This window comes from Nonomuraea sp. NPDC050680, from assembly GCF_040654555.1.
In the GTDB taxonomy this organism is placed as follows: Bacteria; Actinomycetota; Actinomycetes; order Streptosporangiales; family Streptosporangiaceae; genus Nonomuraea.
This window is the reverse complement of the sequence record NZ_JBFAIF010000016.1, coordinates 175,380-198,556: the sequence shown is the minus strand read 5'-3', so window position 1 is coordinate 198,556 and position 23,177 is coordinate 175,380. Positions and strand designations below refer to the sequence as shown.

27 protein-coding genes are annotated in these 23,177 nt (G+C 69.6%); 11 read left to right on the top strand and 16 right to left on the bottom strand.

Annotation, left to right across the window (positions count from 1 at the left end; translation table 11 throughout):
* Positions 1 to 394: hypothetical protein (locus AB0H88_RS38505; protein ID WP_357653421.1), on the top strand; the 394-nt coding region annotated here is incomplete at its 5' end.
* Positions 391 to 669 (top strand): hypothetical protein, encoded by a 279-nt coding sequence (locus AB0H88_RS38500; RefSeq protein ID WP_357653419.1) that lies wholly within the window; start codon positions 391 to 393, stop codon positions 667 to 669. The genes AB0H88_RS38505 and AB0H88_RS38500, both read left to right, overlap by 4 nt.
* A gap of 318 nt (positions 670 to 987) precedes the next feature.
* On the opposite strand, the gene AB0H88_RS38495 is transcribed toward AB0H88_RS38500, so the two are convergent.
* Positions 988 to 1,374: an SCO5389 family protein gene (locus tag AB0H88_RS38495; protein ID WP_357653417.1), complete on the bottom strand. Its 387-nt coding sequence runs from the start codon at positions 1,372 to 1,374 to the stop codon at positions 988 to 990.
* Positions 1,375 to 1,451: 77 nt separating this feature from the next.
* Positions 1,452 to 2,393: an ArsA-related P-loop ATPase gene (locus AB0H88_RS38490; RefSeq protein ID WP_357653415.1), complete on the bottom strand. Its 942-nt coding sequence runs from the start codon at positions 2,391 to 2,393 to the stop codon at positions 1,452 to 1,454.
* Positions 2,394 to 2,465: 72 nt separating this feature from the next.
* Here AB0H88_RS38490 and AB0H88_RS38485 point away from each other — a divergent pair, with 72 nt between their 5' ends.
* Positions 2,466 to 2,993 carry a tetratricopeptide repeat protein gene (locus tag AB0H88_RS38485; protein WP_357653413.1) on the top strand — a complete coding sequence of 176 codons (528 nt, stop codon included), beginning with the start codon at positions 2,466 to 2,468 and terminating at the stop codon, positions 2,991 to 2,993.
* Between the two features lie 133 nt (positions 2,994 to 3,126).
* The gene (locus AB0H88_RS38480) at positions 3,127 to 3,954 is read left to right on the top strand and encodes a hypothetical protein (RefSeq protein WP_357653411.1); all 828 of its coding nucleotides are present in this window, start codon (positions 3,127 to 3,129) and stop codon (positions 3,952 to 3,954) included.
* Between the two features lie 477 nt (positions 3,955 to 4,431).
* Here AB0H88_RS38480 and AB0H88_RS38475 read toward each other — a convergent pair whose 3' ends face one another.
* The 4 genes from AB0H88_RS38475 to AB0H88_RS38460 form a co-directional block, all read right to left on the bottom strand.
* The gene (locus AB0H88_RS38475) at positions 4,432 to 4,827 is read right to left on the bottom strand and encodes an Rrf2 family transcriptional regulator (RefSeq protein ID WP_225301412.1); all 396 of its coding nucleotides are present in this window, start codon (positions 4,825 to 4,827) and stop codon (positions 4,432 to 4,434) included.
* On the bottom strand, positions 4,827 to 5,681 hold the full coding sequence (locus AB0H88_RS38470; protein ID WP_357653409.1) for an ABC transporter permease: 855 nt from the start codon (positions 5,679 to 5,681) through the stop codon (positions 4,827 to 4,829). The genes AB0H88_RS38475 and AB0H88_RS38470 overlap by 1 nt, the downstream gene beginning before the upstream one ends.
* 92 nt (positions 5,682 to 5,773) lie before the next feature.
* Complete coding sequence (locus AB0H88_RS38465; RefSeq protein WP_357653407.1) at positions 5,774 to 6,598, bottom strand: ABC transporter ATP-binding protein; 825 nt, start codon at positions 6,596 to 6,598, stop codon at positions 5,774 to 5,776.
* Between the two features lie 5 nt (positions 6,599 to 6,603).
* Positions 6,604 to 7,635 carry an ABC transporter substrate-binding protein gene (locus AB0H88_RS38460; protein WP_357653405.1) on the bottom strand — a complete coding sequence of 344 codons (1,032 nt, stop codon included), beginning with the start codon at positions 7,633 to 7,635 and terminating at the stop codon, positions 6,604 to 6,606.
* Positions 7,636 to 7,740: 105 nt separating this feature from the next.
* Here AB0H88_RS38460 and AB0H88_RS38455 point away from each other — a divergent pair, with 105 nt between their 5' ends.
* The gene (locus AB0H88_RS38455; RefSeq protein WP_357653403.1) at positions 7,741 to 8,511 is read left to right on the top strand and encodes a class I SAM-dependent methyltransferase; all 771 of its coding nucleotides are present in this window, start codon (positions 7,741 to 7,743) and stop codon (positions 8,509 to 8,511) included.
* A gap of 52 nt (positions 8,512 to 8,563) precedes the next feature.
* On the opposite strand, the gene AB0H88_RS38450 is transcribed toward AB0H88_RS38455, so the two are convergent.
* Complete coding sequence (locus AB0H88_RS38450; RefSeq protein ID WP_357653401.1) at positions 8,564 to 9,931, bottom strand: LCP family protein; 1,368 nt, start codon at positions 9,929 to 9,931, stop codon at positions 8,564 to 8,566.
* A 126-nt stretch (positions 9,932 to 10,057) separates the two neighbouring features.
* Here AB0H88_RS38450 and AB0H88_RS38445 point away from each other — a divergent pair, with 126 nt between their 5' ends.
* Positions 10,058 to 10,927: a class I SAM-dependent methyltransferase gene (locus tag AB0H88_RS38445; protein WP_357653399.1), complete on the top strand. Its 870-nt coding sequence runs from the start codon at positions 10,058 to 10,060 to the stop codon at positions 10,925 to 10,927.
* On the opposite strand, the gene AB0H88_RS38440 is transcribed toward AB0H88_RS38445, so the two are convergent.
* The 6 genes from AB0H88_RS38440 to AB0H88_RS38415 form a co-directional block, all read right to left on the bottom strand.
* A complete protein-coding gene (locus tag AB0H88_RS38440) occupies positions 10,882 to 11,784 on the bottom strand; it encodes an NAD(P)-dependent oxidoreductase (protein WP_357653397.1) in 903 nt (300 codons plus the stop codon). The genes AB0H88_RS38445 and AB0H88_RS38440 overlap by 46 nt on opposite strands.
* On the bottom strand, positions 11,781 to 12,947 hold the full coding sequence (locus AB0H88_RS38435) for a cytochrome P450 (protein ID WP_357653395.1): 1,167 nt from the start codon (positions 12,945 to 12,947) through the stop codon (positions 11,781 to 11,783). Before AB0H88_RS38435 ends, AB0H88_RS38440 begins: the two co-directional genes overlap by 4 nt.
* Complete coding sequence (locus AB0H88_RS38430) at positions 12,944 to 13,894, bottom strand: ketoacyl-ACP synthase III (protein WP_357653393.1); 951 nt, start codon at positions 13,892 to 13,894, stop codon at positions 12,944 to 12,946. The genes AB0H88_RS38435 and AB0H88_RS38430 overlap by 4 nt, the downstream gene beginning before the upstream one ends.
* 197 nt (positions 13,895 to 14,091) lie before the next feature.
* Positions 14,092 to 15,072: a polyprenyl synthetase family protein gene (locus AB0H88_RS38425; RefSeq protein WP_357653391.1), complete on the bottom strand. Its 981-nt coding sequence runs from the start codon at positions 15,070 to 15,072 to the stop codon at positions 14,092 to 14,094.
* A 445-nt stretch (positions 15,073 to 15,517) separates the two neighbouring features.
* Positions 15,518 to 15,913: a hypothetical protein gene (locus AB0H88_RS38420; RefSeq protein WP_357653389.1), complete on the bottom strand. Its 396-nt coding sequence runs from the start codon at positions 15,911 to 15,913 to the stop codon at positions 15,518 to 15,520.
* Between the two features lie 63 nt (positions 15,914 to 15,976).
* On the bottom strand, positions 15,977 to 16,141 hold the full coding sequence (locus tag AB0H88_RS38415; protein ID WP_357653387.1) for a hypothetical protein: 165 nt from the start codon (positions 16,139 to 16,141) through the stop codon (positions 15,977 to 15,979).
* Between the two features lie 43 nt (positions 16,142 to 16,184).
* On the opposite strand from AB0H88_RS38415, the gene AB0H88_RS38410 reads away from it, so the two are divergent.
* The gene (locus AB0H88_RS38410) at positions 16,185 to 16,514 is read left to right on the top strand and encodes a hypothetical protein (RefSeq protein ID WP_357653385.1); all 330 of its coding nucleotides are present in this window, start codon (positions 16,185 to 16,187) and stop codon (positions 16,512 to 16,514) included.
* Positions 16,515 to 16,907: 393 nt separating this feature from the next.
* Positions 16,908 to 17,861: a serine hydrolase domain-containing protein gene (locus AB0H88_RS38405; RefSeq protein ID WP_357653383.1), complete on the top strand. Its 954-nt coding sequence runs from the start codon at positions 16,908 to 16,910 to the stop codon at positions 17,859 to 17,861.
* 3 nt (positions 17,862 to 17,864) lie between these two features.
* On the opposite strand, the gene AB0H88_RS38400 is transcribed toward AB0H88_RS38405, so the two are convergent.
* Positions 17,865 to 18,824, bottom strand: a complete 960-nt coding sequence (locus AB0H88_RS38400) for a zinc-binding dehydrogenase (protein WP_357653381.1) — start codon at positions 18,822 to 18,824, stop codon at positions 17,865 to 17,867.
* 83 nt (positions 18,825 to 18,907) lie between these two features.
* Between AB0H88_RS38400 and AB0H88_RS38395 the strand changes: the two genes are divergently transcribed.
* Complete coding sequence (locus tag AB0H88_RS38395) at positions 18,908 to 19,522, top strand: helix-turn-helix domain-containing protein (protein WP_357653379.1); 615 nt, start codon at positions 18,908 to 18,910, stop codon at positions 19,520 to 19,522.
* Positions 19,523 to 19,646: 124 nt separating this feature from the next.
* On the opposite strand, the gene AB0H88_RS38390 is transcribed toward AB0H88_RS38395, so the two are convergent.
* Positions 19,647 to 20,516: a LysR substrate-binding domain-containing protein gene (locus tag AB0H88_RS38390; RefSeq protein ID WP_357653377.1), complete on the bottom strand. Its 870-nt coding sequence runs from the start codon at positions 20,514 to 20,516 to the stop codon at positions 19,647 to 19,649.
* Positions 20,517 to 20,587: 71 nt separating this feature from the next.
* Here AB0H88_RS38390 and dapA point away from each other — a divergent pair, with 71 nt between their 5' ends.
* Complete coding sequence (gene dapA / locus AB0H88_RS38385) at positions 20,588 to 21,463, top strand: 4-hydroxy-tetrahydrodipicolinate synthase (RefSeq protein ID WP_357653375.1); 876 nt, start codon at positions 20,588 to 20,590, stop codon at positions 21,461 to 21,463.
* Positions 21,464 to 21,477: 14 nt separating this feature from the next.
* On the opposite strand, the gene AB0H88_RS38380 is transcribed toward dapA, so the two are convergent.
* Complete coding sequence (locus AB0H88_RS38380; RefSeq protein WP_357653373.1) at positions 21,478 to 22,623, bottom strand: FAD-dependent monooxygenase; 1,146 nt, start codon at positions 22,621 to 22,623, stop codon at positions 21,478 to 21,480.
* Between the two features lie 51 nt (positions 22,624 to 22,674).
* Between AB0H88_RS38380 and AB0H88_RS38375 the strand changes: the two genes are divergently transcribed.
* Positions 22,675 to 23,151, top strand: coding sequence for a MarR family transcriptional regulator (locus AB0H88_RS38375; protein ID WP_357653371.1), 477 nt, complete (start codon positions 22,675 to 22,677; stop codon positions 23,149 to 23,151).
* The last annotated feature ends 26 nt before the right edge of the window (positions 23,152 to 23,177 follow it).

Here is a 23,177-nt window from a genome sequence, read left to right as displayed (position 1 = left end):
GGGCTTTCCGCCGTTTCCACCAGGCCACACCGCGCCGACCTGCGAGTTCAGACCCGAACATGCCCTGGATCATGAATTAGCTGCGGAACGCGGGTCAGAGATGCGGCGGTTATCTGTGGACGGTGTCTTGTTCGATGCGCAAGAGCAGTTCGTTCGGCTGTGGCAGCTTGGGTTGGGGCTGACGGATCTCGGCGAGAACGTCGCCGTCGACCTTCGGCGCGGGAAGTGTCCCGTGCTGTTGGTGATTTATCAGCCGTTTCCGCTGCGAGTGCGAGCGAAGCTATACAAAGGCGAGCGGGTCTTCGCGTGGGGTTGGATGCCTTGGTGCCGAATGCCAGTTTTGGAAGACGTGGCGGTTTCGGCGGAACGGCTTCTCAAGCTGGTGGCCCGGTGAATATCTGGGGCGCGGATGAGGACGGCTTCTTCGTGTGGGCTGCCACGGACGGCCACGGGCGCGGCTCAGGTGGAGTCACCGGGACTGGTCTGAAAGCCGCTTCACAGCTGTACGACGCGATCAGCGCTCTGGAGGGCGACGCGGTCGGTTCCATGAACGTGGTCCATCTCGACCGCTACGCGCGTCAACCGTCTTACATCTACGGGCCGGTAGTCCTGCGCATCCGCCGAGACAAAGCGACGGGCGAAATCAGCCTCAGCCCCGTTGGCAACTGACACACCCAAAGCCGCCCGGTGCCGGAGACTGAGCCCCGCCGGAGGCGGGGTCACGTCTGTACTGGTCTGTACCCGGCATACGGCGAGCCCAGCGGGCCAACGGCACGCAGTGCGGTGACCAGCCCGAGGGGGTTCCCAAAGGGCTTGTAAGTCAAGCTTGAGCGAGGAAGCGTGATCGCGAGCCAACGGAGGCGGGTCGCCGTGGACTCAGCCGATGTACGGCTCCACGCGTTCTAGGCGCAGCGAGAATGCCGTACGCGGAGACGTTGACCAGCATGTCAGCGGCGGGCCGGGAGGACCGGCCCGCCACAAGGGGAATCAGCAGTCCACCAGCTCCGGCTTCTGGTTGAGGATCTGTGCGCGCGGAGTGACGAACTCCCGCAAGGCGTCGGAGGCCGACGGAGCGAACACCGCCACCCGGTGGCAGTTCTGGAAGGCCAGGCGGACGCTGAAGTGGCGCTCCAGCGCGCCGCGCATCGAGTCGCTGGCCAGGCAGCGCAGGAGCTGGCCCCGGGCCTCCTCGCTCGGCGGTGGTACCTGGTTGTCGGCGAAGTCGGCGCCGGTCCTGTCGCGCTGCTGGACCAGCTCGCTGATCACCGACCAGGCGTACGGCAGGGATTCGCGGACGCAGGCGATGAACGCCGCGTCGTCGACCTCGCCGGCTCTGGCCTGATCGAGTAGATCGTTCGGAACGGTCAGCGACATGCTGTCTCCTCTCAACGGGGATTGATGGGAACGCTAGGCGGGCTCGGTGAGGGCTTCCAGATGACCGAAGGGGACAGTCATGTGGTGGGCCGGCCGCCGTAGACGAACTCCGGGTCGATCTGGTCGGCCAGGTCGAGGCCGGTCTTGGCGTTGGCCCAGGAGCGGGCGTTGCGCAGGTGGAACTCCTCGGTCTGGCGGCCGAAGCGGGCCCAGTCCTTGGCCTGCGCGTCGAGGTGCTTGCGCAGGATGGCCAGCGCGTCGGCGTTGGTGGGCTCGAGGTCGTCGAGGGAGAAGCGGTGGCCCTGCTCCATCGCGCGTACGGCGGAGGAGTGCTCCATCCACGTGAGCAGGTCGTCGCCCACCTGGCTGTGCAGGAAGTCGATGTCGGACGGGCTGTGCACCTTGTTGCCGATCACGGCCAGCGGCACGTCGTAGTCGGCGGCGTAGTCGCGGTATTGCCGGTAGACGCTGACGCCCTGCCTGGTCGGCTCCGCGACGAGGAACGTCAGGTCGAAGCGGGTGAACAGGCCGGAGGCGAAGGAGTCGGCCCCGGCGGTCATGTCGACCACCACGTATTCGCCCGCGCCGTCCACCAGGTGGTTGAGCAGCAGCTCGACGGCTCCGACCTTGGAGTGGTAGCAGGCCACGCCCAGGTCGTCCTCGCTGAAGGGGCCGGTGGCCATCAGCCGCAGGCCCTCGGGCGTGGTGATTGCGAACTCGCTGGTCGCCAGGTCCTTGAAGGTCAGCAACCGGGAGCCGCGGCCCGGTGGGGTCGTCTTGACCATGGCCTGGGCCGAGGGGATGCGCGGGTTGTCGCCGCGCAGCAGCTCCTTGATCTCGGTGAGCCGGGAGCCCAGCGGCTCCGGCGGGTCCTCGACGCCGAGCACCAGCGCCAAGTGCTGGTTGATGTCGGCGTCCACGATGACCACCGGGCCGCCCTGGCTCGCCAGATACCTCGCGAACAGCGCAGACATCGTCGTCTTGCCGCTGCCGCCCTTGCCGACGAACGCCACTCTCATAAGCACCCTCCAGATGATGATTATGAAAACCGTTACCGTTTCAGGTCGCGCTCATCATGCCACACTGAGCGCGTGCATGACGATGAATCGGGCCAGGCCGCGGGGTTGCGTGCGGCGGGCAAGCGGGACGACGAGCTGGCGCGGGCCGTGGGGCTGCGTGCGGAGGGTAAGCGGGACGAGGCCCGCGAACTGCTGGTGGCCCTGGCCGCGCGGTATCCCGATGACGCGGAGGTGGCCTACCAGACCGCATGGGTGCACGACGCGCTCGGGCTTGAGGCCGAGGCGGTGCCGTTCTACGTACGCGCGCTGGCGGGTGACGGGCTGAGCGCCGAGGACCGGCTGGGCGCCTTCCTCGGGCTGGGCAGCACCTACCGGGTGCTGGGGCGGGTGGCGGAGTCGCTGGAGACGTTCGAGCGCGGGCTGGCGGAGTTCCCTGGCGACGCGGGGTTGCGGACGTTCAACGCCATGGCGCTCTACAGCTCCGGCCGGGCGCGCGAGGCCGTCAGTACGCTGCTCACGGTCGTCGCCGAATCAGACCGGGCGGGCGGCTACGCCAGGGCCATCTCCTACTATGCCGAGAACTTGGACGAGACGATCTGAGCACCGTGCCCAGCTTTTCGCCGGTGTCACAGGGCGTGCAAACGGCCGGGAAGCAGGCCGCCGAGTTCGATCACCTTCATGACCGCGAACCAACCGTCACGACGTACCGCGACAGCAGCCAGGAAGGGCCTTGATGTCTACCGATCTGTTCGGCGTACGCGTCCTGGATCTCGACCACGAGCGGCGACGGGTGCGCTTCCGGGTCTTCGTCGTCTACTACGAGCCGTCCTGGGGAACGGACGACCTGCTGCCGAACGACCCGAGCTTCTTCTTCCGGGTGCTGTGGGAGGGCGCGGACGACATCCATGGCCGCAATGGCGGACTGCTGGCCGATCTGGTCGGGCTCGATGAGTTCCTCGACGAGGCGTGGGTCGACCGCCACACCCATCTGTTCGTCGCGGGCGTGGAACGCGTGACCACCCGCAACCACCCTCTCGACGGCGACGCCTGGAACCGCCTGGCGATGTTCTATTACGAGCGTGACGGAGGCTGGCAGGACGAGAACCTGCTCGCTCAGGGCGACTATGACGTCGAGGTCGCCGATCCTCGCTGCCTGGCCCCGCTGCGTCTCGGCCAGAGCTGGGGCACCACGTCCTACGAGACCAAGGCCGTGGAGGCGGTCGACGTCGAGACGGAGCACGCCGCTCTGGCCGCGGGTGGGGACACGCGCTCCGCGTTCATGCTCGGCTGGTTCCGCCAGGAAGCGGGCGACGTCGCGGGCGCGGCCGCGGCCTACCGGCAGGCGGCCGGCACGCAGGACCTGGAGGAACGGGCGAAAGCGCTGCTCTACCTCGGGAATCTGCGCGCTGAGCAGGGCGACTCGCAGGCGGCCCGCGCGGCGTACGAGGAGGCCGTCGCCTGCCAGGGCCCCTCACGGAGCGGGGACAGGCGGCATGTTTCCCGGGCGGCCCTCAGGCTAGGCGCCCTCCTGCAGGGGGGCGGTGCGGAGGTGCAGGCGTAGGCCGCGTTCACGCTCGCCGAACAGTTGGGCGACATCGACCTGGTCCGGGAGGCCCGCCGGTTGGTCGGCACGGAAACCTGGGCCGAGCGAACTTGCCGCGCCCTCCGGGAAGCGGATCAGGATGCCGCGCTGCGGGCACTCGCCGATTCCTGCGGGTCCGCCGCGGTGGCGCGGTTCGGAACGGTGCTGGCGGGACGGCAGTTCGATCGCGCCCGGAGCCGAGACGTGCGCCGCCTACCACTACGCCCGCTGGATCATGGCCAGAGGCCACCGGGAACCGGCGCGCACCATGCTGCGGACGATCGCCGAAGGAACTGGACCATACGCGGCGCAGGCAGTGGCCGTTCTCGGCGAGGCCGCGCATTGAACGCCTGCCGGCAGCGGTCGCCAAGGCCGGCGCGGGGGGAGCGGATAGACGCCGGGGTGCGGGTCCACGACCAGGCTGCGTACGCCGTACCCAGCCGCTGCGTCTGAGCGCTACGTCGAGAACTTGGACGAGACGATCTGAGCGAAGGTGACCTCCGTGAGCAGGCGTTCCTCGTGTTCGCGCAGCGCGCTCCAGACGTCGGCCAGCGGGCCCGCGACGCCCGGGTAGCCGCCGTGCGCGGGATACTCGGGCTTGCCCTCGATGACCGCGATCACGTCGGCGAGCGTGATGTCGTCCGCTGGGCGCGCCAGCCAGTAGCCGCCCTCAGGGCCGCGCAGGCTGTGGATGAGCCCGGCCCGCCGGAGTTGCAGCAGGATGTTGTCGAGGAAGCGGCGCGGGATGTTCTGGGCCGAGGCGATGCGTTCGGCCGGCACCGGCCCCGGCGGTGCTGCGGCTAATTCGGTGACCGCCCGCAGCGCGTAATCGGTTCGCGCGGAGACCCGCATCACACCGGATTAAGGCCCCAGCGCCGCCGTAGGGCGCTGTCGGCGGCCTCGAACAGCATGTCGATCACGATGCCGATCACCAGGATCACGATCATCGTGCCGATCAGTCCCGGCGAGTCGGACAGTTCCCGTGAGATCGCCAGCTGCTCGCCGAGCGACGACTGGTACGCGATGATCACGAGCAGCTCGCCGGCCATCAGCGAACGCCAGGCGAACGCCCACCCCTGCTTCAGCCCCGCCAGGAACGACGGCAGCGACGCGGGCAGGATCACGTGCCGGTAGAGCTGCAATCGCCGGAACCCGAGCACGTGCCCGGCCCTTAGCAGCAGCGGAGGCGTGTAGTCGACACCGGTGATCAGGCCGTTGGCGATCGACGGGGCGGCGCCCAGGATCACCACGAACATGATGGCGCTCTCGGTCAGCCCGAACAGCAGGATCGCGAACGGGAACCAGGCGATCGACGGCATGGTCTGCAGGCCGGTGATCAGCGCGCCGAAGGCGGCCCGCAGCACCTTCACCCGCGACACGGCCGCGCCGACGACCAGGCCCACGAGCATGGCCAGCGCGAAGCCGGTGACGGCCCGGCGCATGGTGGTCGCCACGGCCTGGTAGAACTCGGGGTCGCCGAGGCGGCGCCCGAGGTCCTGGAAGGTGGTGATCGGCCCGGCGAAGACGTACTCGGGCCAGCGGCCGCTCAGCACGACCAGCTCCCAGGCGACCAGCACCAGCGCGACCGCGGTCAGCATCGGCCACAGTCTTGCCCAGAACCGGGACGCCACTCCGGCGCGCTGCTCACCGGCCAGCTCCAGCGCGTCGAGCCCGGCCATCTGGCGCGCGTGCGTGTCAACGGCCATCGCTCGCCTCCGATCTGTGCGAGGCCATTCCGTGCGAGGCCATTCCGTGCGAGGCCGACTCGTGTGTGGCCGGCCCGTGCACCGCTGTTCCGTCAGTGGCCATGGCGCAACACCTCTTCCTTCAGGCGGTCGGTGATCGTCGCGGCGAGCCCGGCGACCTCCGCGGAGTCGGTGCGGCGGGGCCGGGCGAGCTCGACCGGGAACTCCTCGACCACGCTGCCGGGACGGCTGCTGAGCAGCACGACCCTGTCGCCGAGCCGGACGGCCTCGCGGACGTTGTGCGTCACGAACAGGACGGACAGCGCCCGCTCCCGCCAGATCCGTTCGAGCTCGTCGTGCAGCAGGTCGCGGGTCATCGCGTCGAGCGCGCCGAACGGCTCGTCCATGAGCAGCACCGAGCCCGCCTCCGACGAGGACGAGGACGAGGACGAGGATGAGGATGAGGATGAGGATGAGGAGGACTGGGCGAGCGCGCGGGCCAGGGCGACGCGCTGGCGCATGCCGCCGGACAGCTCGTGCGGGCGCTTCTTCCCGAATCCGCCCAGGTGCACGAGCTCGAGGAACTCGGCCGCCCTGGACCGACGCTCGTGCTTGGCCAGACCCTCGCCGCGGAAGGCCATCTCGACGTTGGCCGACACCGTGAGCCACGGGAACAGCGCCGGCTCCTGGAACATCATCGCGACCTGTCGCCCGGCCGTGGAGATCTCTCCCTGTGTCGGCCGGTCGAGCCCGGCGACCAGCGAGAGCAGCGTGCTCTTGCCACAGCCGGAGGCGCCCAGGAGGCAGACGAACTCGCCGGGCCGTACCGACAGCGAGACCTTGTCGAGGGCGAGCAGCCCGTTGCCGCCGTGACCGTAGACCTTGGAGACGGCCTCCAGCCGGACCGCCGCCGTACGATCGACCACCTGCGTCGTCATGTGCGTCACCTGTCCGAAATCGACTGCTGGCCCTGCGCGGCCAGCACCTCGTTGAGTGGCTTCAGGTTGTAGATGCCGTTCAGGTCCACCGGCTTGAGCAGCCCGACCTTGACGGCGTGGTCCGCGCTGCCGGTGAGCGAGGAGGCGATGGGGTCGTTCGTGAACGTGATGTTCTTGAACGCGCTCTGCAACACCTCGGGCTTGAGCGGCTTCTGGGTGAGCTTCTGGATCGCGGCGTTGACGGTCTGCGCGGCCGCGGCGGGGTCGTCGTTGAGGTACTTGGTGGCCTCGACGTGCGCCTCGATCAGCTTCTTGAGCAGATCGGGGTTGGCCTTGGCCCAGTCCTGCCGGACGATGAGGTGGGTGATCACGAACTGCTTGTTCGGCCAGAGGTCGCGCTCGTCCTGAAGGATCTTGCCCTTGCTCTCGATGACCAGGCGGCTGGCGAACGGCTCGGGCACCCAGGCGCCGTCGATGTCGCCGGTCGCGAACGTCTGCAGCGTCTGCGCGTTCTCCTGGGGCACGATGTGGACGTCGCCGCCGCCCTTGGTGTCGGTCTTGATCCCCTTGCTCTCCAGCCAGTAGCGCAGCGCGACGTCCTGGGTGTTGCCGAGCTGCGGCGTGGCGATCTTCTTGCCCTTGAGGTCCGCGGCCGAGTTGATGCCGGGCTTGACGACCAGGTACACACCGCCGGACGCGGCGCCCGCGACGATGTTGATGGCCTTGCCCTTGGACTTCTCCCAGGCGTTGATCGCCGGGTTCGGGCCGATGTAGGTGGCGTCGACCGCGCCGGAGAAGACCGCCTCGATCGCGGCCGGGCCGGCGTTGAACGTGCTGGTCTTCACCGGTACGCCGAGGTGCTTGGCGTAGAAGCCCTTCTCGACGCCGACCAGGGCGGTGGCGTGGGTGATGTTCGGGAAGTAGCCGAGGCGCAGCTCTTTCGCCGCGCCGCTGGGAGAGGCGCTGCTCCCGCAGGCCGCCACGAGCGCGGTGAGTGCGGTTGCGGCCAGAGCGGCTAGCACCCTGCGAGCGTTCATGCCCTACTCCCTATTTCCTACTTAATAAGTCGGCTATGTGCATATGAAACTCTCCGAATCCCTACACGTCAAGTTGGTATAGGGGGATAACTAGGATCTGTCCATATGGAGAGACAGCTGATCAGCCACATCGCGCACGCCGACCACCCGATCGCCTCCCCGATCAGCGAGGCGAACCTGCTCCGCCTGCTGCGCCGGGCCAAGCTGCCGAGCGGCGCGCGGATCCTGGACCTGGGGTGCGGCGCGGCGGTCTGGAGCGTTCGGCTTCTGGAGCTGTACGGCGACGCCACCGCCGACGGTGTGGACCTGTCGGACGCGGGCTTCGCCGACGCCCGCCGGATGGCGGCCGAGGCCGGGGTCGCGGACCGGCTGACCTTGCATCATGGCTCCGCGACCACCTTTACCGCAGCTGAGCCGTACGACCTGGTGCTGTGTGTCGGTGCCACGCACGCGTTCGGTGGGCTGACGCCGTCGATGGAGGCGATCGGCGGCCTGCTCGCTCCCGGTGGGCTGGCGCTGGTGGGTGAGGGGTTCTGGGAGCGGCCGCCGGGCAGGGAGATCGAGGCGGAGATCGGCGAGTACGCGGACCTGCCGGGCACCGTGGCACAGGCCGAGTCGGCCGGGTACCACACCGTGTACGCCCACGTCAGCGAGCGGGGCGAGTGGTACGACTACGAGTGGTCATGGACCGGGACGCTCATCGACTGGGCGCTGCGGCATCCCGGCGACGACGGTGACGCCGCGATGGCCGCGGCGCTGGAGCACCGGAAGATGTGGCTCGATGGATACCGTGACCTGCTCGGGTTCGTGACACTGCTGCTCAGACGCTGCTGCTCAGACGCGCCTGACGGAAGGCGCGTGACGGAAGGCGTCTGACGGAAGGCGCGTGACGGAAGGCGCCTGACGGAAGGCGCGTGGCGGAAGTCGGCTAACGGCAGGCCGAGTCCAGGGTGATCGGGCTCTCGGGGCTCCCCGTCTGCGGGGCGGCCTGCGGGTGCTGGGTGGCCGAGCTCTGCTCGGACAGGGCCTGGGAGACCTTGTGCCTGATCAGGGTCCAGTCGGGGTAGACGGTGTCGATCAGCGGCGGTACGAAGTTCAGGCTCCTGATCTTGTGGTCCTTCACCTTCTGCGCCAGATCCACCAGGTCGGGCAGGACGTTCTGCGGGATGTCAGTGGAGATGGCGCGCTTCGTCGCCGCGGCCAGCTTCTCGAAGCTGTTCAGCACGGTCACCGGGTCGGCCTGCTTGGCGACGGCGTTGAGCAGGCATTTCTGGCGGCCCATGCGTACGTAGTCGTCGCTGTCCGTACGCGAGCGGCCGAACCAGAGCGCTTCCTCGCCCGAGAGCTTGCGAGTGCCGGGGCTCAACAGGCCCTCGCGGTACTTGCCGTAGACGATCGGCTCCCTGATGGTGACCGTAACACCGCCCATCGCATCGATGATCTGCGCGAAGCCCCTCATGTCGACCAGGGCGTAGTAAGTGATGGGGATGCCGAGGATGTCGCTGATCGTCTTCTTGAGCAGGGTCGGGCCGCGCTGTCCCTTGCGTACGCCCGGCTCCATCTCGGGATAGTCCTCGGCGTACTGGAAGACCTCGTTGAGCAGGCCGGGAGTGTCGGGGCCGGCGCCGGTGAAGCCGTCAGGGAAGCGTTCCCTGGGCGGGCCTTGCGGCAGTCGTACTCGCTGCAGGTTGCGCGGCAGGCCGAGCAGGGTCGTCGCTCCAGTGGCGACGTCGACGCTGGCCACGGTCATGCTGTCGGTGCGCACACCGGGACGGCCGGGGGCGGCGTCACCGCCGAGGAGCAGGAGGTTGATCCGCCTCGCGCCGTTCCACGGGTCCTGCGACACGATGGGGGAGACGTTGGCGGTGAACAGGGTGTTGACCACGTCCCGCGACACATAGGCCACGCGTGCCGCGTAGACGGCCGGGGCCAGGATGAGCCCGCACAGGGCGATGGTCAGGACGGTGGTCAGCGCGCGGCCCACGCGGTTCGCGGGCGCCGGCCGGACCAGCAGGTACGACCAGATGATCACGCCCGTCCAGACGACCCCGAGCGTGGCCACCATGATGGTGAGGGCGGTGAGCCAGGCGGGCTGGACGGCCAGCGAGAGCAGCCTGCTGCTGAACACGGTGAGCACGGTGAGGATCGAGGCGAGCATCAGCACGTACGTCACCATGAGGGCGATGCCGGTCCTCCGCCGGTCGGCGGCCAGGTGAGCCACACCCCACAACAGAGCTGAGGCCAGGGTGAGCGCGATGCTGAAGCCGAGGCCGAACCCGCGTGTTCTGACTGTCATCCCTGGTCAACCCCTCGTTCTACGAACTATGCCCAAGGTTAGTAACGGTTTGGAGGCGGGTGATTTGGTGAAAAGGCAGTGTCGCGGCAAGTTTCGGTGAAGTCCATCTTGAGATATAACGTGTGTGTGAGACGCGGAAGCTACGGATTCGACGCGCCATGGGCCCTCGCCGGACTCTTCTTCGGGGCGGTGGCGCAGCTGGCGTTGGTCGCGGTCTCGTTCGCCTTCGACGTACCGGCGGCTGGGATCGCGTTCCTGCTCGGTGCGCTCTACACGCTGGCCAGCGCGGGCAGTTACCTCTACACGACCCGCCGGGGGAAGTTCGTCGTGTGGGGCGAGGAGCTCGGCCGGATCGAGGGCGACGAGCAGGTGCTCGACCTCGGCTGCGGGCGTGGGATGGTGCTGCTGCTCGCGGCCCAGCGGCTGCGCGGCGGCCGGGCCACCGGCATCGACCTGTGGAGCGGCAAGGACCAGTCGGGCAACGCGGAGAGCGTCACCAAGGCCAACGCCAAGGCCGAAGGGGTGTCGGACCGGGTCGATCTGGTCACGGGGGATATGCGCGAGTTGCCGTTCGAGGACGGGCAGTTCGACGTGATCGTATCCAGCCTGGCCATTCACAACATCCCGACCGCCGAAGGACGCGACCAGGCCGTCAAGGAGGCGCATCGGGTGCTGCGTCCGGGCGGGTTGATGCTGATCGCCGATTTCCGGCATACGCCGTGCTACGAGGACGTGCTGCGTGAGCTCGGCGTGGTCGATGTGCGCAGGCGGGACCTGGGGTGGCGGTTCTGGTACGGCGGGCCGTGGTTCAAGTCGGAGATGCTGGAGGCTCGCAAACCAGGTCCAAACGGTGTTGAGTCCCGCTTGGCCGATAGTGAGGTGCGCTCAGCCGAGAGTCCGGATGGTGGTGAAAGGCTCTCTGGCGCGGCGGTGCCGGAAGTGGGGCGGGTTCACCAGGAGGCGGCGCCCCTGAAAGACGTGGGCGACGGCGCGTAGCCGAGTCGCTCGCGGGCCGCGGTGATGTCCAGCGTGCGCTCGACGGCCAGGTGGCCGACGGCGTAGCGGGTCAGGCGCGGCTCAGAGATCGTCGCCAGAGCGTGGGCGAGCGTCTCGGAGATCACCGCTAGGCCGTGGGCGAGATGTCGGGGCAGGTAGAGCGGGGTCGCGTCGATGCCCTTCTCCCTCAGTACGGCCCGGAGCGCGTCGTCCAGCACGACCGGCTCGGCGTCGGTCACGTTGTATGTCCCGAGCGGACCCGTGACGGCCAGCAGGCAGGCCTGGGCGAGGTTGGACACCGACGTCAGGCTGACACGCTGCCGCCCGTCGCCGACCGCGATCAGCCTGCGGCCTCTGACCGCCCGCAGCACCCGAGGGAGCAGCGTGGTGTCGCCCGGCCCGTGGACGGCGTGCGGGCGAAGGATCACCGCCCGCCCCTCGACCAGGCGTTCGGCCGCCGCCTTGGACGCGCCGTAGGCGTTGACGTAGCGGCTCACCGGGGCCTCGTGCTCGCGGGCCATGACCGTCGGCCGTCGCGGGTCGTACACGCTGGCCGTGCTGACGTGTACGAAACGGGCGTACGGGAAGGCGGCCATGGCGTTCGCGGTCCCGGTGTGATTGGCCCGCCAGATTTCGGCCGGTGGGCCCCAGTCGGTGACGCTCCCCGCGCAGTGGATCAGCGCGTCGAGGTCCAGCTCTGGGCGCTCGTCGCCGGTCAGGTCCCAGATGCGGTACGTCACGCCGGGGATTTCGGTGGCCCGGCGCCCGAAACCGTACACCTGCCAGCCCCTGGCCACGGCCGCCCGGCAGACCGCGCCACCCACGAAACCGGACGCCCCGGTGACCCCGACCCTCATGTGACCCTGATCAGCAGGTGCTTGTAGGTCGGCAGGAGTACGCCCCTGGCGGCCCGCCGCCCCACCACCTTGACCGGGCGGGCGAGCACGACCCCGGCCACCGCGCGGATCTCGGCCAGCGCCAGCGGGTAGCCGATGCAGAAGTGTGGCCCGGCGCCGAACCACAGGCGGCGCAGCTCCGGCGGGTGCGGCCGGGACGGATCGAACGGGCCGTACGCGCGGGCGCAGTTGTGCGTCACGATCACCACGCGGTCGCCATGCCGGGCCAGGACCTTGCCCAGGCGTACGGGCTCGGCGACGGAACGCAGCATCACCGGGGTCGGCGTGGTGACCCGCATCGCCTCCTCGATCGCCAGATCCAGGTCGGCGCCGAAGACGTCGTGGTCGTGCAGCAACGCGACCAGCCTGGGGACGAACGTGGCGACCGTCTCCGTACCGGTGAGGAAGAACGCCCCGGCCGCCCCCCGGGCCTCCGCGGCCGACAGCCCGAGCTCGCGCATCCGGCCCATCACCGTGGTGGGGTCCCCCGCGTCGTAGGCGGCCTGCGCTATGTCGCCGATCCCGTCGAGCACCTCGCGGGCCACGGTGAGCTGGCGGGCGTTCAGCCCCCGGGTACGTAGCGAGACCATCGACACCACCCGCTCCCCATCGGCGAACAGCCGCCTGGCCCTGGCCGACGGCACCTCGCCGAGTCCGATCACCCGGCAGATCACCGCCCCGGCCAGTAGTCGCATCTCGTCCACCAGGTCGACCGTGTCGCCTTTCGCCAGGCGTACGCGGAGATCGTCCAGCGGGCCGGCCAGCACGTCGGCGACCAGCGTGGCGACGGACGACGGCGTGAACAGCGGCGCCAGTTTGGCGCGGAGCGCGGCGTGCGGCTCGCCCTCCATGTTGAGCAGCACCGACGGGCCGAGCACGGGCGTCCACAGGTCGCCGGGCGAGCCGGGGCCGTCCTTCCGGAAGCGACCGTCCATGAGCACGCGCCGGGCCAGGGCCGCGTCGTTCACCACCACGCCGAGACCCGGCACCCGCACCGCCGGGCCCAGCCGGGCCAGCAGGCGCATCAGCGGGTAGGCGAAGGGGTGAGCGGCGAGGTAGAGCCGCGTCTCGTGCCACCGCCCACGCCGGATATGCCGCTCGGGCGGATCGTCGCGGCTGTTCACAAATCCGCCAGCATGATGCCCAGGCTGATGCCGCCGCCGAGGCCGAGCAGCGCCACGCGGTCGCCCCTGCGAGCGTGGGCGAGTTGGAGCGGGAGCGTGACCGACGCGCAGTTTCCGTGCTCGGGCAGCGTGATCACCAGCCGGTCCTCGGGGAGGTCGAGCGCTCGCGACAGTACGTTCAGGTACGGCAACGCCACCTGGTGCACCGCGATCACCGCGAAATCATCCCAGGTCAGGCCGGTGCGTTTGAGCGCGTTGAGGAAGAGGTCGGGGCCGACGAGCTGGAACGCCTCCTTCAGCCGGCGGCCGTCGCCGCGGAAGTAGGAGTACTCCGGGTCGCGCGGATACATGGACCCACCACCCGGAAGGGTGCCGATACCCCACGCCGTACTATCCGCCGAAAAATCGCGATAAAAGATGCCGCGGAGGGGGTCGGCCTCCACGAGCACCGCCGCGCCCGCGTCCGACAGCGTGTATCCCGCGAACGCGTCCACGAACTGGGCCCGATCCCGCACCCGCCAGCGAATCGCCCGCGACGGCGTCTCGCCCGAGCACACCAGCACCCTGCGGTACGACCCGGAGACGATCAGGCCCTCGGCCACCTGGATCCCGTTGAGCAGACTGTTGCAGGCGTTCTTGACGTCGAACACCGGGCACGACAAGCCGAGCTTGGCGGCCACGATGTGCGCGGTCGCGGGCTCGACCAGGTCCTGCGACGCCGAGGCGAAGATGAGCAGGTCGACGCCGGTCGCCAGCCCCTTGGCGGCCTCGACGGCCAGGTCCGAGGCCTGCTGATCGTCGGCGGCCACATGGCGGCGCCTGATGCCGGTCATCCGCTCGATGATCCCGGTCGGCGGTCGGTAGCCCTCGATGCGTCGCTCGACCTCGTCGCTGGTCAGCGTGGCTGCGGGAAGGTACGTGGAGATCTGGGTGATGCGGGCCTTCATCTGCCGCAACCTAGCGGGTCGGCCTTGCAGAACGTTTGCGAGCCGTTCACCGGGCCTGCCAGCCAGCCTGCCAGCCAGCCAGCCAGCCAGCCTGCCAGCCAGCCTGTCAGCCGGGCTGTTCACCGGGCCCGGTCGCCGGGCGTCGCAGCGTGCCGGTGAGCGACCCTATGAGGGACCACTAATCATTTCAATGAATCTCAATTAACGGTGGCCAGGAGAGTTATTTGCGAAACCTGCTCGATGTATGCCGTGGGCAATGCGTACAGGATGCCGGCTGTTTCGGAATCATGAATCACCGGCAGGGCGGCGAGCGCGTCGGCGGCCAGACCGCGGCAGTAGTCCAGAGTTTTGTGCACCATGTCGCCGGCGCGCAGGCGACGCAGGACTTCCGCCACCTGGTCGTCGGTCATATTCCTGCCCAGCAATTCCGACACGTCCTCGCCGGCCATCAGCAGGGGCAGGCTGTAGACGCCCTGGCGCAGATCGTTGCCCGCGGGTTTGCCGAGCTCCCGGCTGGAGGCGGTCAGGTCGAGCAGGTCGTCGAGCACCTGGAAGATCAGCCCGAACCGCTCGCCGTACGCCGCCATCCTGGCCCGGTCCTCAGGTGAGGCGCCCGCGCACACGGCGGCCACCAGGCACCCGGCCCGGAACAGCGCGGCGGTCTTACCGGTGACGGATCGCAGCGCGCTCTCCACGGTCCGGTGCGGGTCGAACAGGTCGGTGGTCTCCAGGTACTGGCCCTCCACCAGCTCGACGACGGTCGCGGCCAGCACCTCGGCCACCGGTCTCGACACGGCGGTGATGGCCGCCAAACCCGCCCTGGCCAGCATGAAGTCGCCGATCACCAGGGCCTTGCCGTCGCCGAGCTCGGCGTTCAGCGTCGTGGTGCCGCGCCGTTCGGTGGCGTTGTCCATCAGATCGTCGTGTACAAGGGATCCGGCGTGAATCAACTCCACACACGCCGCGGCGGTGATCACCCGGCGGTCGGGCTGCTTGCCCAGGGCGATCGCCGTGGCCAGGGTCATCGCGGGGCGCAGCCGCTTCCCGCCGGCGCTGATGATCCGCTCGGCGCCCGCGTTGATGCCCGGCAGCGTGGACGATCCGCTCAGACGGCGGATCCTGGCTTCGACCTTGCGCAGTCCTTGGGCGATGGCGGGGGTGTTCAGCAGTCGTTCCATGGTCACCAGCCTGCTCCGCGGCGGCTGAGCCATCCCTGAGAAACGCTGAGGAAATTCTCAGCCGACTGCCCGAATTGCCGTCGATTACTCGTAAGTGCGGTGACTTGGAGAAAGATCTGGGATCTAAAAGTAATTGCGGGAAATGGCAGAGCGTCCGACTGGTTAAAATCCTCGAGTGTAAAGAAATCCAGATCGTTCTGGGAGATAGATGCTCCATTGTTGGGGGGTAAGCTCCAGCGGGCCGCAACAACAGCGCATCCATTTCTGGGGGACAGACCTTGTACAAGCACGCCATCACCGCTCTAGCTCTAACCGCTTCCGGCCTGCTGCTGGCAGCGGGGCCAGCGGCCGCCGACGACGAGTTCGACAGCGGCTTCACCAGCTCCCCGAGCAGTGCGATCGGGGCGCGGAACGACAAGGCAGAAGGCCACTTCTTCGCCACCGACTACTGGCATGGTGTCCAGGCCGGCACGTTCGACCTCAGCCGCTCCGGCCTGACCGGCGTCCGCACCGCCCCCACCACCGTCTCCACCGCGAACGGGGCCTGCCCCGCCAAGGTGAGCGTGGCCTGCCCCGACGCGGTGACCACGGTCCGGCCGTCCGCTACGACCAGCTCGCCCTGCGCCGCCGCGGTGAGCACCGTCCGGCCCATCGCTACGACCGGCTCGCCCTGCGCCGCCGCGGTGAGCACCGTCCGTCCGGTGGAGGTGACCACGGTCCGCCCGGTCGAGGTGACCACGGTCCGGCCCTCCGTAACGACCAGCTCGCCCTGCTCCGCCACGGTGACCACGGTCCGGCCGACTGCCACGAGCAGCACGGCCTGCCCTGCCGCGGTGACCACCGTCCAGCCGGCTCCGGTCCAGCCGGCTCCGGTCCAGCCGGCTCCGGTCCAGCCGGCTCCGGTTCAGCCGGCCCCGGTTCTGCAGGCTCCGGTCCGGCCGACCGGCGTGAGCTCGGCGTGCCCCGCCGTGGTGACCATGGCCTGCCCCTCCAGCACGACCACCGTCCGTCCGGTGAACGTGAGCACGACCTGGGCTGCCAACACGACGACCACGGTCCGCCCTGTCATCGTGGGCACCCTCTGGGCCGCCAACACGACCACGGTTCGCCCCGTGAACGTGAGCACGACCTGGGCCGCCAACACGACGGCCACGGTCCGCCCCGCCATCGTGGGTACGGCCTGGACCGCCAACGCGATCACCGTCCGTCCGTCCATCGTGGGTACGGCCTGGGCTTCCGTGTCGACCGCGGTCCGGCCCACCGTCGCCATCGCGGCGAACACCGGCCGCGCCGAGGACTGCAGGCCGGTCCAGTCCTCCTCTCCGTCCCAGTCCTACGCCTGGAACGGCATCCGTACCGCCGGCTGGAGCGGTTGGATGGCATCGTCGGAGCGCGACTCGGCGCGCGGCTCCGAGCGCGCATGGGCGATCGCCACGAGGTAACTCGCCCTGAGATGAGCACGGGCGCGGGTCCATCGTCCCTGGCGACGGTCCGACCCGCGACCCATCGGAACCGCTCCGGGCCTGACCTGACGCCTGGCGCGGTTCCGGCTCCTGCTTTCTCGAGCCGTCTGCTCTCCGCTGAGTGAGCAGACGGCTCGACGGCGTTCGAAGGTGCCTGGCATCAAGCCGCTGGGAAAACGACGTACGGCAGCCCGGAACGATCACAGAGCGCCAACTATGATCCGATCAAACTATGACTCGATCATAGTTTCCGAGTGCGACAGGACGGCTCTTTGGGAGTGAGGTCCTGGGCGGTCTGGCACCATGAGCGCGGTTGACCCTCACACGGTGTCAGGTCATAGACCAGGAAGTCCCAGCGAAGAGGAGGTCGTCATGGCATTGGCGGATCGAGTGGACTCTGTCCTACGTGAGGGTAAGGCGCCGAATCTGCACGGGCTCGTGGTCGTCGAGAACGGGCAGATCATTCTCGAACGGTACGGCGCCGGCCAGGACTTCCAGCTCAACAACCCCCTCGGGCACGTCACGTTCGGGCCGGACACGCTGCACGACGTCCGGTCCGTCACCAAGAGCGTGGTCTCGCTCCTGTACGGCATCGCGCTGGCCGAGAAGCTGGTGGCGCCTCCGGAGGAGGGATTACTCGCGCAATTCCCGGAATATCCGGATCTGGCGGCTGATCCCCAGCGGGCCCGCCTCACCATCGAGCATGCCCTGACGATGACGCTCGGGTTGGAGTGGGACGAGAGCGCGCCGTACACCAGCACCGCCAACAGCGAGCTCGCGATGGAGTACGCGCCCGATCGCTACCGCTTCGTGCTGGAGCGGCCCGTCGTGGAGGAGCCGGGGCAGCGGCGGGTGTACTCCGGCGGCGCGACGGCGCTGATCGGGCGGCTCGTCGTCAAGGGGACCGGCCGCTCGCTGGCCGAGTTCGCCAGGAGCGCGCTGTTCGAGCCGCTGGGCATCGGCGCGTTCGAGTGGTCCCAGGGTGACGACGGGGAAGAGATGGCGGCCTCGGGGCTGCGGCTGACGCCGCGCGACCTGGCCGCCATCGGCACGGTCCTGCTCGATGGCGGGCGCGGGATCGTGCCGCGGAGCTGGATCGAGGAGCTGTCGCGACCTCGGGTGAAGATCGACGACGGCTCCGCGTACGGCTACCAGTGGTACGTCGGCACCGGCGAGCGCCCCTCGATCGCCGCGCATGGCAACGGGGGCCAGACAATCCACGTGGCACCCGAGCGCGGGCTGGTCGTGGCTGTGACGGCGGGCGAGTACAACCTCGGACAGCTCAGCGCCCCGGCCGTGCTCGACGCGGTCCTCCAAGGGGCATGACCGTCAGGGCGTCAGGATCACTCTGCCCAGCGCGGTGCGGCCTTCCAGGCGGCGGTGGGCCTCGGCGGCTGACTCCAGCGGCAGCGTGGTGTCGACGTACGCGTGGCTGCGTCCGTCGGCCACCCTGGCGAGCATCTCCGGGTAGTGGACGCCGAACACCTTCGCTCCCCACGCGGGCCCGCCGCACCCGATGATGGTCACGCCGCGAGCCCACAGATCGGCGGCGCCCACCGCGGCGGGTTCGCCGCTCAGCGAGCCGTAGCAGAGCATGCGCCCAGAGCCGGGCGTGAGGTGATCGAGGACCTGCCTGGCCGACGGGCCGCCGATCGAGTCGAAGACCACGTTCACGTCGGGCAACTGGCCGGGCCAGTCCGGCGCCCGGTGGTCGACGACCTCGTCGGCCCCCATCTGCCGGGCTCGCTCCCGCTTCGGCGCGGCGCCCGCGGTGGCGATCACCCGTTCCGCGCCGAACTCCTTGGCGTGGCGCAGCAAGTACGTCCCGACGGAGCTCGCCCCGGCCTCCACCAGCACGGTCTCCCCGCCCTTGAGCCCGGCCCGGTGCAGCAGCGCCAGCGCGATGGCGCCCGGCGCGGCGGCGGCGACGGCGTCGACCGGCGACACGCCGTCGGGCACCGGGCAGCTCAGTGACGCCTGCACCGCCGCGTACTCGGCGTAGGAGCCGACCCCGCCGGTCACGGCGGCGACCGTGGTGCCCAGCAGGGCCTCGTCTACTCCGGCCCCGACCTCGGTGACCACCCCGGCCACCTCGGCGCCGAACACCGCGGGCAGCGGCACCGGCATCGGGAACGGCATCGTGCCCGCCCGCAGCTGGGTCTCCGCGTAGCTGACGCCGATGGCCCGCGTACGGATGACCAGCTGCCCTTCCCCTGCCTTCGGCTCGGGCCAGTCCTCGGCCTTGAGCACCTCGGGACCGCCCAGTTCATGGACAACGATCGCGCGCATGGGACACACTCCTCTAAGTGAACCTGTGGTCCAGTTAATATATGGACCGGCGGTCAAGTTTGTCTATGGGGGACAATGATCCGATGGAACGGCGGGAGCGGGCCGACGCGGCACGCAACAGGCGGGCGATCCTGGCGGCCGCCGAGGAACTGCTGCGGGAGCATCCGCCGGAGGAGGTCTCCGTCGAGCGGGTCGCCCTCGCGGCGGGGGTGGGCAAGGGGACGGTGTTCCACCGGTTCGGCAGCCGGGTCGGGCTCATGCAGGAGCTGATGTCGGAGCGGGCGCACACGTTGGAGCAGGCCGTCGTGGAAGGGCCACCGCCGCTGGGGCCGGGCGCCCCGGCTCGGGAACGGCTGGTGGCCTTCCTCGACGCGGTGGTCGCGATGGCCACCCGAAGCGCGGGACTGATCGCCGCGCACGAGCACGCCCGGCTGACCCAGAAGGCAGGGGGCGGGACGCGGCTGGCCAATCCGATCTACGTGTCGTGGCACCGGCACGTCTCGGCCCTGATCGCCGAGGCGCGGCCGGATGTCGATGCCGAGCTGGCCGGACACGTCCTGCTCGGCACACTGCACACGGAGCCGATCAGCAGCCTGCTGCACGCCGGGGAGTCGGCCAGGGTCGCCGCCACCCTGGGCGACCTGGCCAGGGGTCTACTCGGCGACGCAGGAGGTCCGCTCAAAGCGGGAGGCGGGTGATGGTGGAGCGGACAACCGCGACGGCCGCTCAGAGCGGGAGGTGGGTGATCGCGGGGCGGACAACCGCGACGGCCGCTCAGAGCGGGAGGTGGGTGATCGCGGGGCGGACAACCGCGACGGCCGCTCAGAGCGGGAGGTGGGTGATCGCTGTGTGGAAGGCCGCGACGGCCGCCTTGATCGCGGGATGCTCCCCGTACCCCCTGCGAAAGGCGGCCAAAGTGCGGCGGCTGAGCGGCAGTCCGGTCAGCGTCACCCCGCGCGGTGGCGCGAGCGCGGCCAGACGTGGGACGAGCGCCACGCCCTGACCGGCGGCGACGAAGGCGAGCACGGTGTCGAAGTCGTCGATCCGGTGACGGACCCGAGGTTCGAAACCGGCCGCCTGGCAGGCCCGGATCGCCATCGCGTGGCACAGGGTCCCCGGCTTGCCGACGATCCAGGCGTCATCGCGCGCGTCGGCGATCGTGGCCCGGTCCGTGAGGTACATCTGCTCCCCGAACAGCGGCTCCGTCTCCAGCGACGCGTCGGTGACCGGCGGCACGAAGTCGTACTCGTGCACGAGCGCGACATCCAGCTCACCCGCCCGCAGCGCGGCGGAGACGTCGGCGGGGTCGATCTCGGAGACCATCGGCCGCAGCCCCGGATGCGCGCGGGACAGCTCGGCGAGCGCGGGCGGCAGCAGCACGCGGGCCGCCGTGGGGAACGCGCCGACCCGCAGCGGCCCCGACGGGCCGCTCCGCACCGCGGCGAGCGCCGCGGACGCCCTTTCCAGCTGTTCGAGTACGTCCTGCGCGTGCTCGACGAGCAGGTGGCCGGCGGGCGTCAGGGTGACCGTCCGGCCCGTACGCTCCAGCAGTGGTACGCCCGCCTCCCGTTCCAGGGCGCTGAGCTGCTGGGAGATCGCCGACGGGGTGAAACTGAGCGCCTCGGCGACGGCGGCGATGGTGCCGCGCTGGGCGAGTTCGCGCAGGAGGTGGAGCTTGCGAGGGTCGAGCATCAGACAAGCTTAAGCTCGTCAGCAGAAATCCGCGCTGGACCTAACGTATTGTGCCGCGTCAGGCTGAAAGCATGCTGACCGGAATCCATGTGCCGCTGATCACCCCGTTCACCCAGGAGGGCGAGGTGGCCGTCGAGGCGATCGACAAGCTCGCCCGCCACGTTCTCGACCAGGGCGCCGCCGGGCTGGTCGCGCTGGGCACCACCGGAGAGGTCGCGGCGCTGACGCCCGCCGAGCGGGCTCGGGTGATCGAGGTTTGCGTCGCGGTCTGCGCGGAACGCGAGGTGCCGCTGACCGTGGGCCTCACCGGCAACGACACGCGTTCGACGGCCGCGGCGCTGAAGGAGTTGCCTTCGGGGGTCTCCGCAGCGCTGCTGACCGTGCCGTACTTCCTGCGTCCTTCGGAGCGCGGTGTCGTCGCGCACTTCGAGGCGCTGGCGGAGGAGACGCCGGTGCCGCTGGTGATCTACCACATTCCCTATCGGACCGGGCAGGCCGTCAGTGCCGCGACCCTGCGTCATCTGGGCGGGCACCCGATGATCGCCGGAGTGAAGTACGCGACGGGCGGGATCGACCAGGACGCCGTGGATCTGCTCGGGGATCTGCCCGAGGGGTTCGAGGTGCTCGGCGGCGACGACCTGTTCATCTCGCCGCTGCTGGCGCTGGGCGCCGCGGGCGGCATCCTGGCCTCGGCGCACCTGGCCACCGACCGGTTCGTGGAGCTGGCCGCGGCGTGGCGCGCGGGTGACGTGGCCAGGGCTCGGGCGCTGGGTCATCGGCTCGCCCGGCTGTCGGCCGCGCTGTTCGCCGAGCCGAACCCGACAGTCGTCAAGGGGGTCCTGCACGCCAGGGGCCTGATCCCGACCCCCGACGTGCGCCTGCCGCTGCTCCCCGCGAGGGCGGAGGCGGTGTCACAGGCTGACCTGGTGGCTGGCGTCACGGGCTGACCTGGTGGCCGGTGTCACAGGCTGACCTGGTGGCGGTACATCCAGGACAGTGACTCCTGGCTGGCCAGTTTCTTCAGGAAGATCGGCATCATCAGGTCGCGGAACACCCGGGCGACCGGGCCCGCGGCCTTGTTGTTGCTGATTGTCCGCGAATAGGCGACGACCTTCTCCACCCGCCCGCGCCGCTCGCTCTCGAACCGCTTGAACGCCGCCCGATGGTCCGTCGCCTCACGCAGGCACCTGGCCAGCACGACGGCGTCCTCGATGGCCAGCGAGGCGCCCTGCCCGGCGCTCGGCGAGGTGGCGTGCGCGGCGTCGCCGGTGAGCACCACTCGTCCCTTGTGCCAGGTCGGCAGGGGCGGCAGGTCGTGGATCGGCAGCGCCAGCGCCACCTCGCTCCGCTCGATCACCTCGGCGGAGAAGTTCGCGTCGTCCCGGAACGCCGCCATCAGGACCGGCTTCCAGTCCGCGGGAACGTCGCCCAGCTCGCGGGGCAGGTTGGCGAACCACCAGGTCTCGCCGGAGGCGGCCACGGTGTAGCCGAAGAAGGCGCGCTTGCCGAAGACCATGTTGTAGACGCCCGGCTCGCCGGTGAACTTCCGGTCGTGGACGAGCCCGCCGAAGCTGTAGAGGCCGCTGTAACGCGGCTTCGGGGCGCTCGGGTCGAGCAGAGCGCGGGTCCGCGAGTGGACGCCGTCGGCGGCGATCAGTATGTCGCCCGTCTCCTCCGTGCCGTCCTCGAACCGGGCCGCCACCTGGTCGCCCGTGTCGTCGAAGGAGATCAGGCGCTTGCCGTACGAGATCTTGATGCCACGGGAGAGGGTCTCGTCGCGGACGATGCGGTAGAGGTCGGCGCGCAGGATCGTGTGGCTCACCGTGCCGTCGTCCAGGGCCAGGCCGTTGGCCACCTCGCCGAGGCGCTTGCCGGAGCCGCTCCACATGACCATCCGCGGGGTGGGGATGCCCGCGCTCAGCACTCGGCGGTGCGCGCCCAGTACGCGCAGGGCGTCCAAGCCGTTCGAAGCGACATTGAGAAACGAGCCGACACCCTCGGCCGTGTCCGGGTAGGCCTCGAAAATCTCGGCGTCGATGCCGGCCTTGCGCAGGGCCATCGCGGTGGCGGGGCCGCCGATGCCGCATCCTATGATCAGAGCTTTCATGGTGATAACCTTTCGTTCGGTCGAACGAAATATATGCCGGGAAGGAGGGCCGTGTCCACGGATATTTCGGAACACCGAAAGAATTTGCTCGAAGCCCTGTTCATGGCCGGGCGGGACAACAGCAACGCCGCCGTGATGTTTCACAGCGCCGTCGGCGAGCTGCTGGGGGTGGGGATGACCGAGGAGAAGGCTCTCGACCTGCTGCAACGGCTGGGCCCGCTGACGGCGGGGGAGCTGGCGCAGCACACCGGCCTCGCGCCCGCCTCGGTGAGCGGGCTGATCGACCGGTTGGAGAGCAAGTGGCTGGTGCGCCGCACCCGCGACACCAAGGACCGGCGGCGGGTGATCGTCGAGGTCAACCACGAGGCGCTGGCCGGCGGCGCCGAGGTCTTCGAGCCGCTCGTGACCGGGCTGTCCGAGCTCTACGCCGGCTACTCGGACGAGCAGCTGGAGCTGATCCTCGACTTCCTCACCCGGGCCACGGCCATCCAGCGACAGTGCACGACGCAGCTGACCTCGCCGCGGTGACGCCTCGGTCCGCGACGTCCGGCCCT

Coding starts and splice junctions, on each gene's coding strand:
- AB0H88_RS38380 (WP_357653373.1), bottom strand. CDS start 22,623: ATGAAAGCTCTGATCATAGGATGCGGCATCGGCGGCCCCGCCACCGCG.
- AB0H88_RS38440 (WP_357653397.1), bottom strand. CDS start 11,784: ATGAGGGTCGGGGTCACCGGGGCGTCCGGTTTCGTGGGTGGCGCGGTC.
- AB0H88_RS38395 (WP_357653379.1), top strand. CDS start 18,908: ATGGAACGGCGGGAGCGGGCCGACGCGGCACGCAACAGGCGGGCGATC.
- AB0H88_RS38490 (WP_357653415.1), bottom strand. CDS start 2,393: ATGAGAGTGGCGTTCGTCGGCAAGGGCGGCAGCGGCAAGACGACGATG.
- AB0H88_RS38495 (WP_357653417.1), bottom strand. CDS start 1,374: ATGTCGCTGACCGTTCCGAACGATCTACTCGATCAGGCCAGAGCCGGC.
- AB0H88_RS38405 (WP_357653383.1), top strand. CDS start 16,908: ATGGCATTGGCGGATCGAGTGGACTCTGTCCTACGTGAGGGTAAGGCG.
- AB0H88_RS38400 (WP_357653381.1), bottom strand. CDS start 18,824: ATGCGCGCGATCGTTGTCCATGAACTGGGCGGTCCCGAGGTGCTCAAG.
- AB0H88_RS38465 (WP_357653407.1), bottom strand. CDS start 6,598: ATGACGACGCAGGTGGTCGATCGTACGGCGGCGGTCCGGCTGGAGGCC.
- AB0H88_RS38480 (WP_357653411.1), top strand. CDS start 3,127: ATGTCTACCGATCTGTTCGGCGTACGCGTCCTGGATCTCGACCACGAG.
- AB0H88_RS38415 (WP_357653387.1), bottom strand. CDS start 16,141: ATGACAGGGCGGACCGTGGTCGTCGTGTTGGCAGCCCAGGTCGTGCTC.
- dapA (WP_357653375.1), top strand. CDS start 20,588: ATGCTGACCGGAATCCATGTGCCGCTGATCACCCCGTTCACCCAGGAG.
- AB0H88_RS38425 (WP_357653391.1), bottom strand. CDS start 15,072: ATGGAACGACTGCTGAACACCCCCGCCATCGCCCAAGGACTGCGCAAG.
- AB0H88_RS38460 (WP_357653405.1), bottom strand. CDS start 7,635: ATGAACGCTCGCAGGGTGCTAGCCGCTCTGGCCGCAACCGCACTCACC.
- AB0H88_RS38430 (WP_357653393.1), bottom strand. CDS start 13,894: ATGAAGGCCCGCATCACCCAGATCTCCACGTACCTTCCCGCAGCCACG.
- AB0H88_RS38455 (WP_357653403.1), top strand. CDS start 7,741: ATGGAGAGACAGCTGATCAGCCACATCGCGCACGCCGACCACCCGATC.
- AB0H88_RS38390 (WP_357653377.1), bottom strand. CDS start 20,516: ATGCTCGACCCTCGCAAGCTCCACCTCCTGCGCGAACTCGCCCAGCGC.
- AB0H88_RS38450 (WP_357653401.1), bottom strand. CDS start 9,931: ATGACAGTCAGAACACGCGGGTTCGGCCTCGGCTTCAGCATCGCGCTC.
- AB0H88_RS38475 (WP_225301412.1), bottom strand. CDS start 4,827: ATGCGGGTCTCCGCGCGAACCGATTACGCGCTGCGGGCGGTCACCGAA.
- AB0H88_RS38470 (WP_357653409.1), bottom strand. CDS start 5,681: ATGGCCGTTGACACGCACGCGCGCCAGATGGCCGGGCTCGACGCGCTG.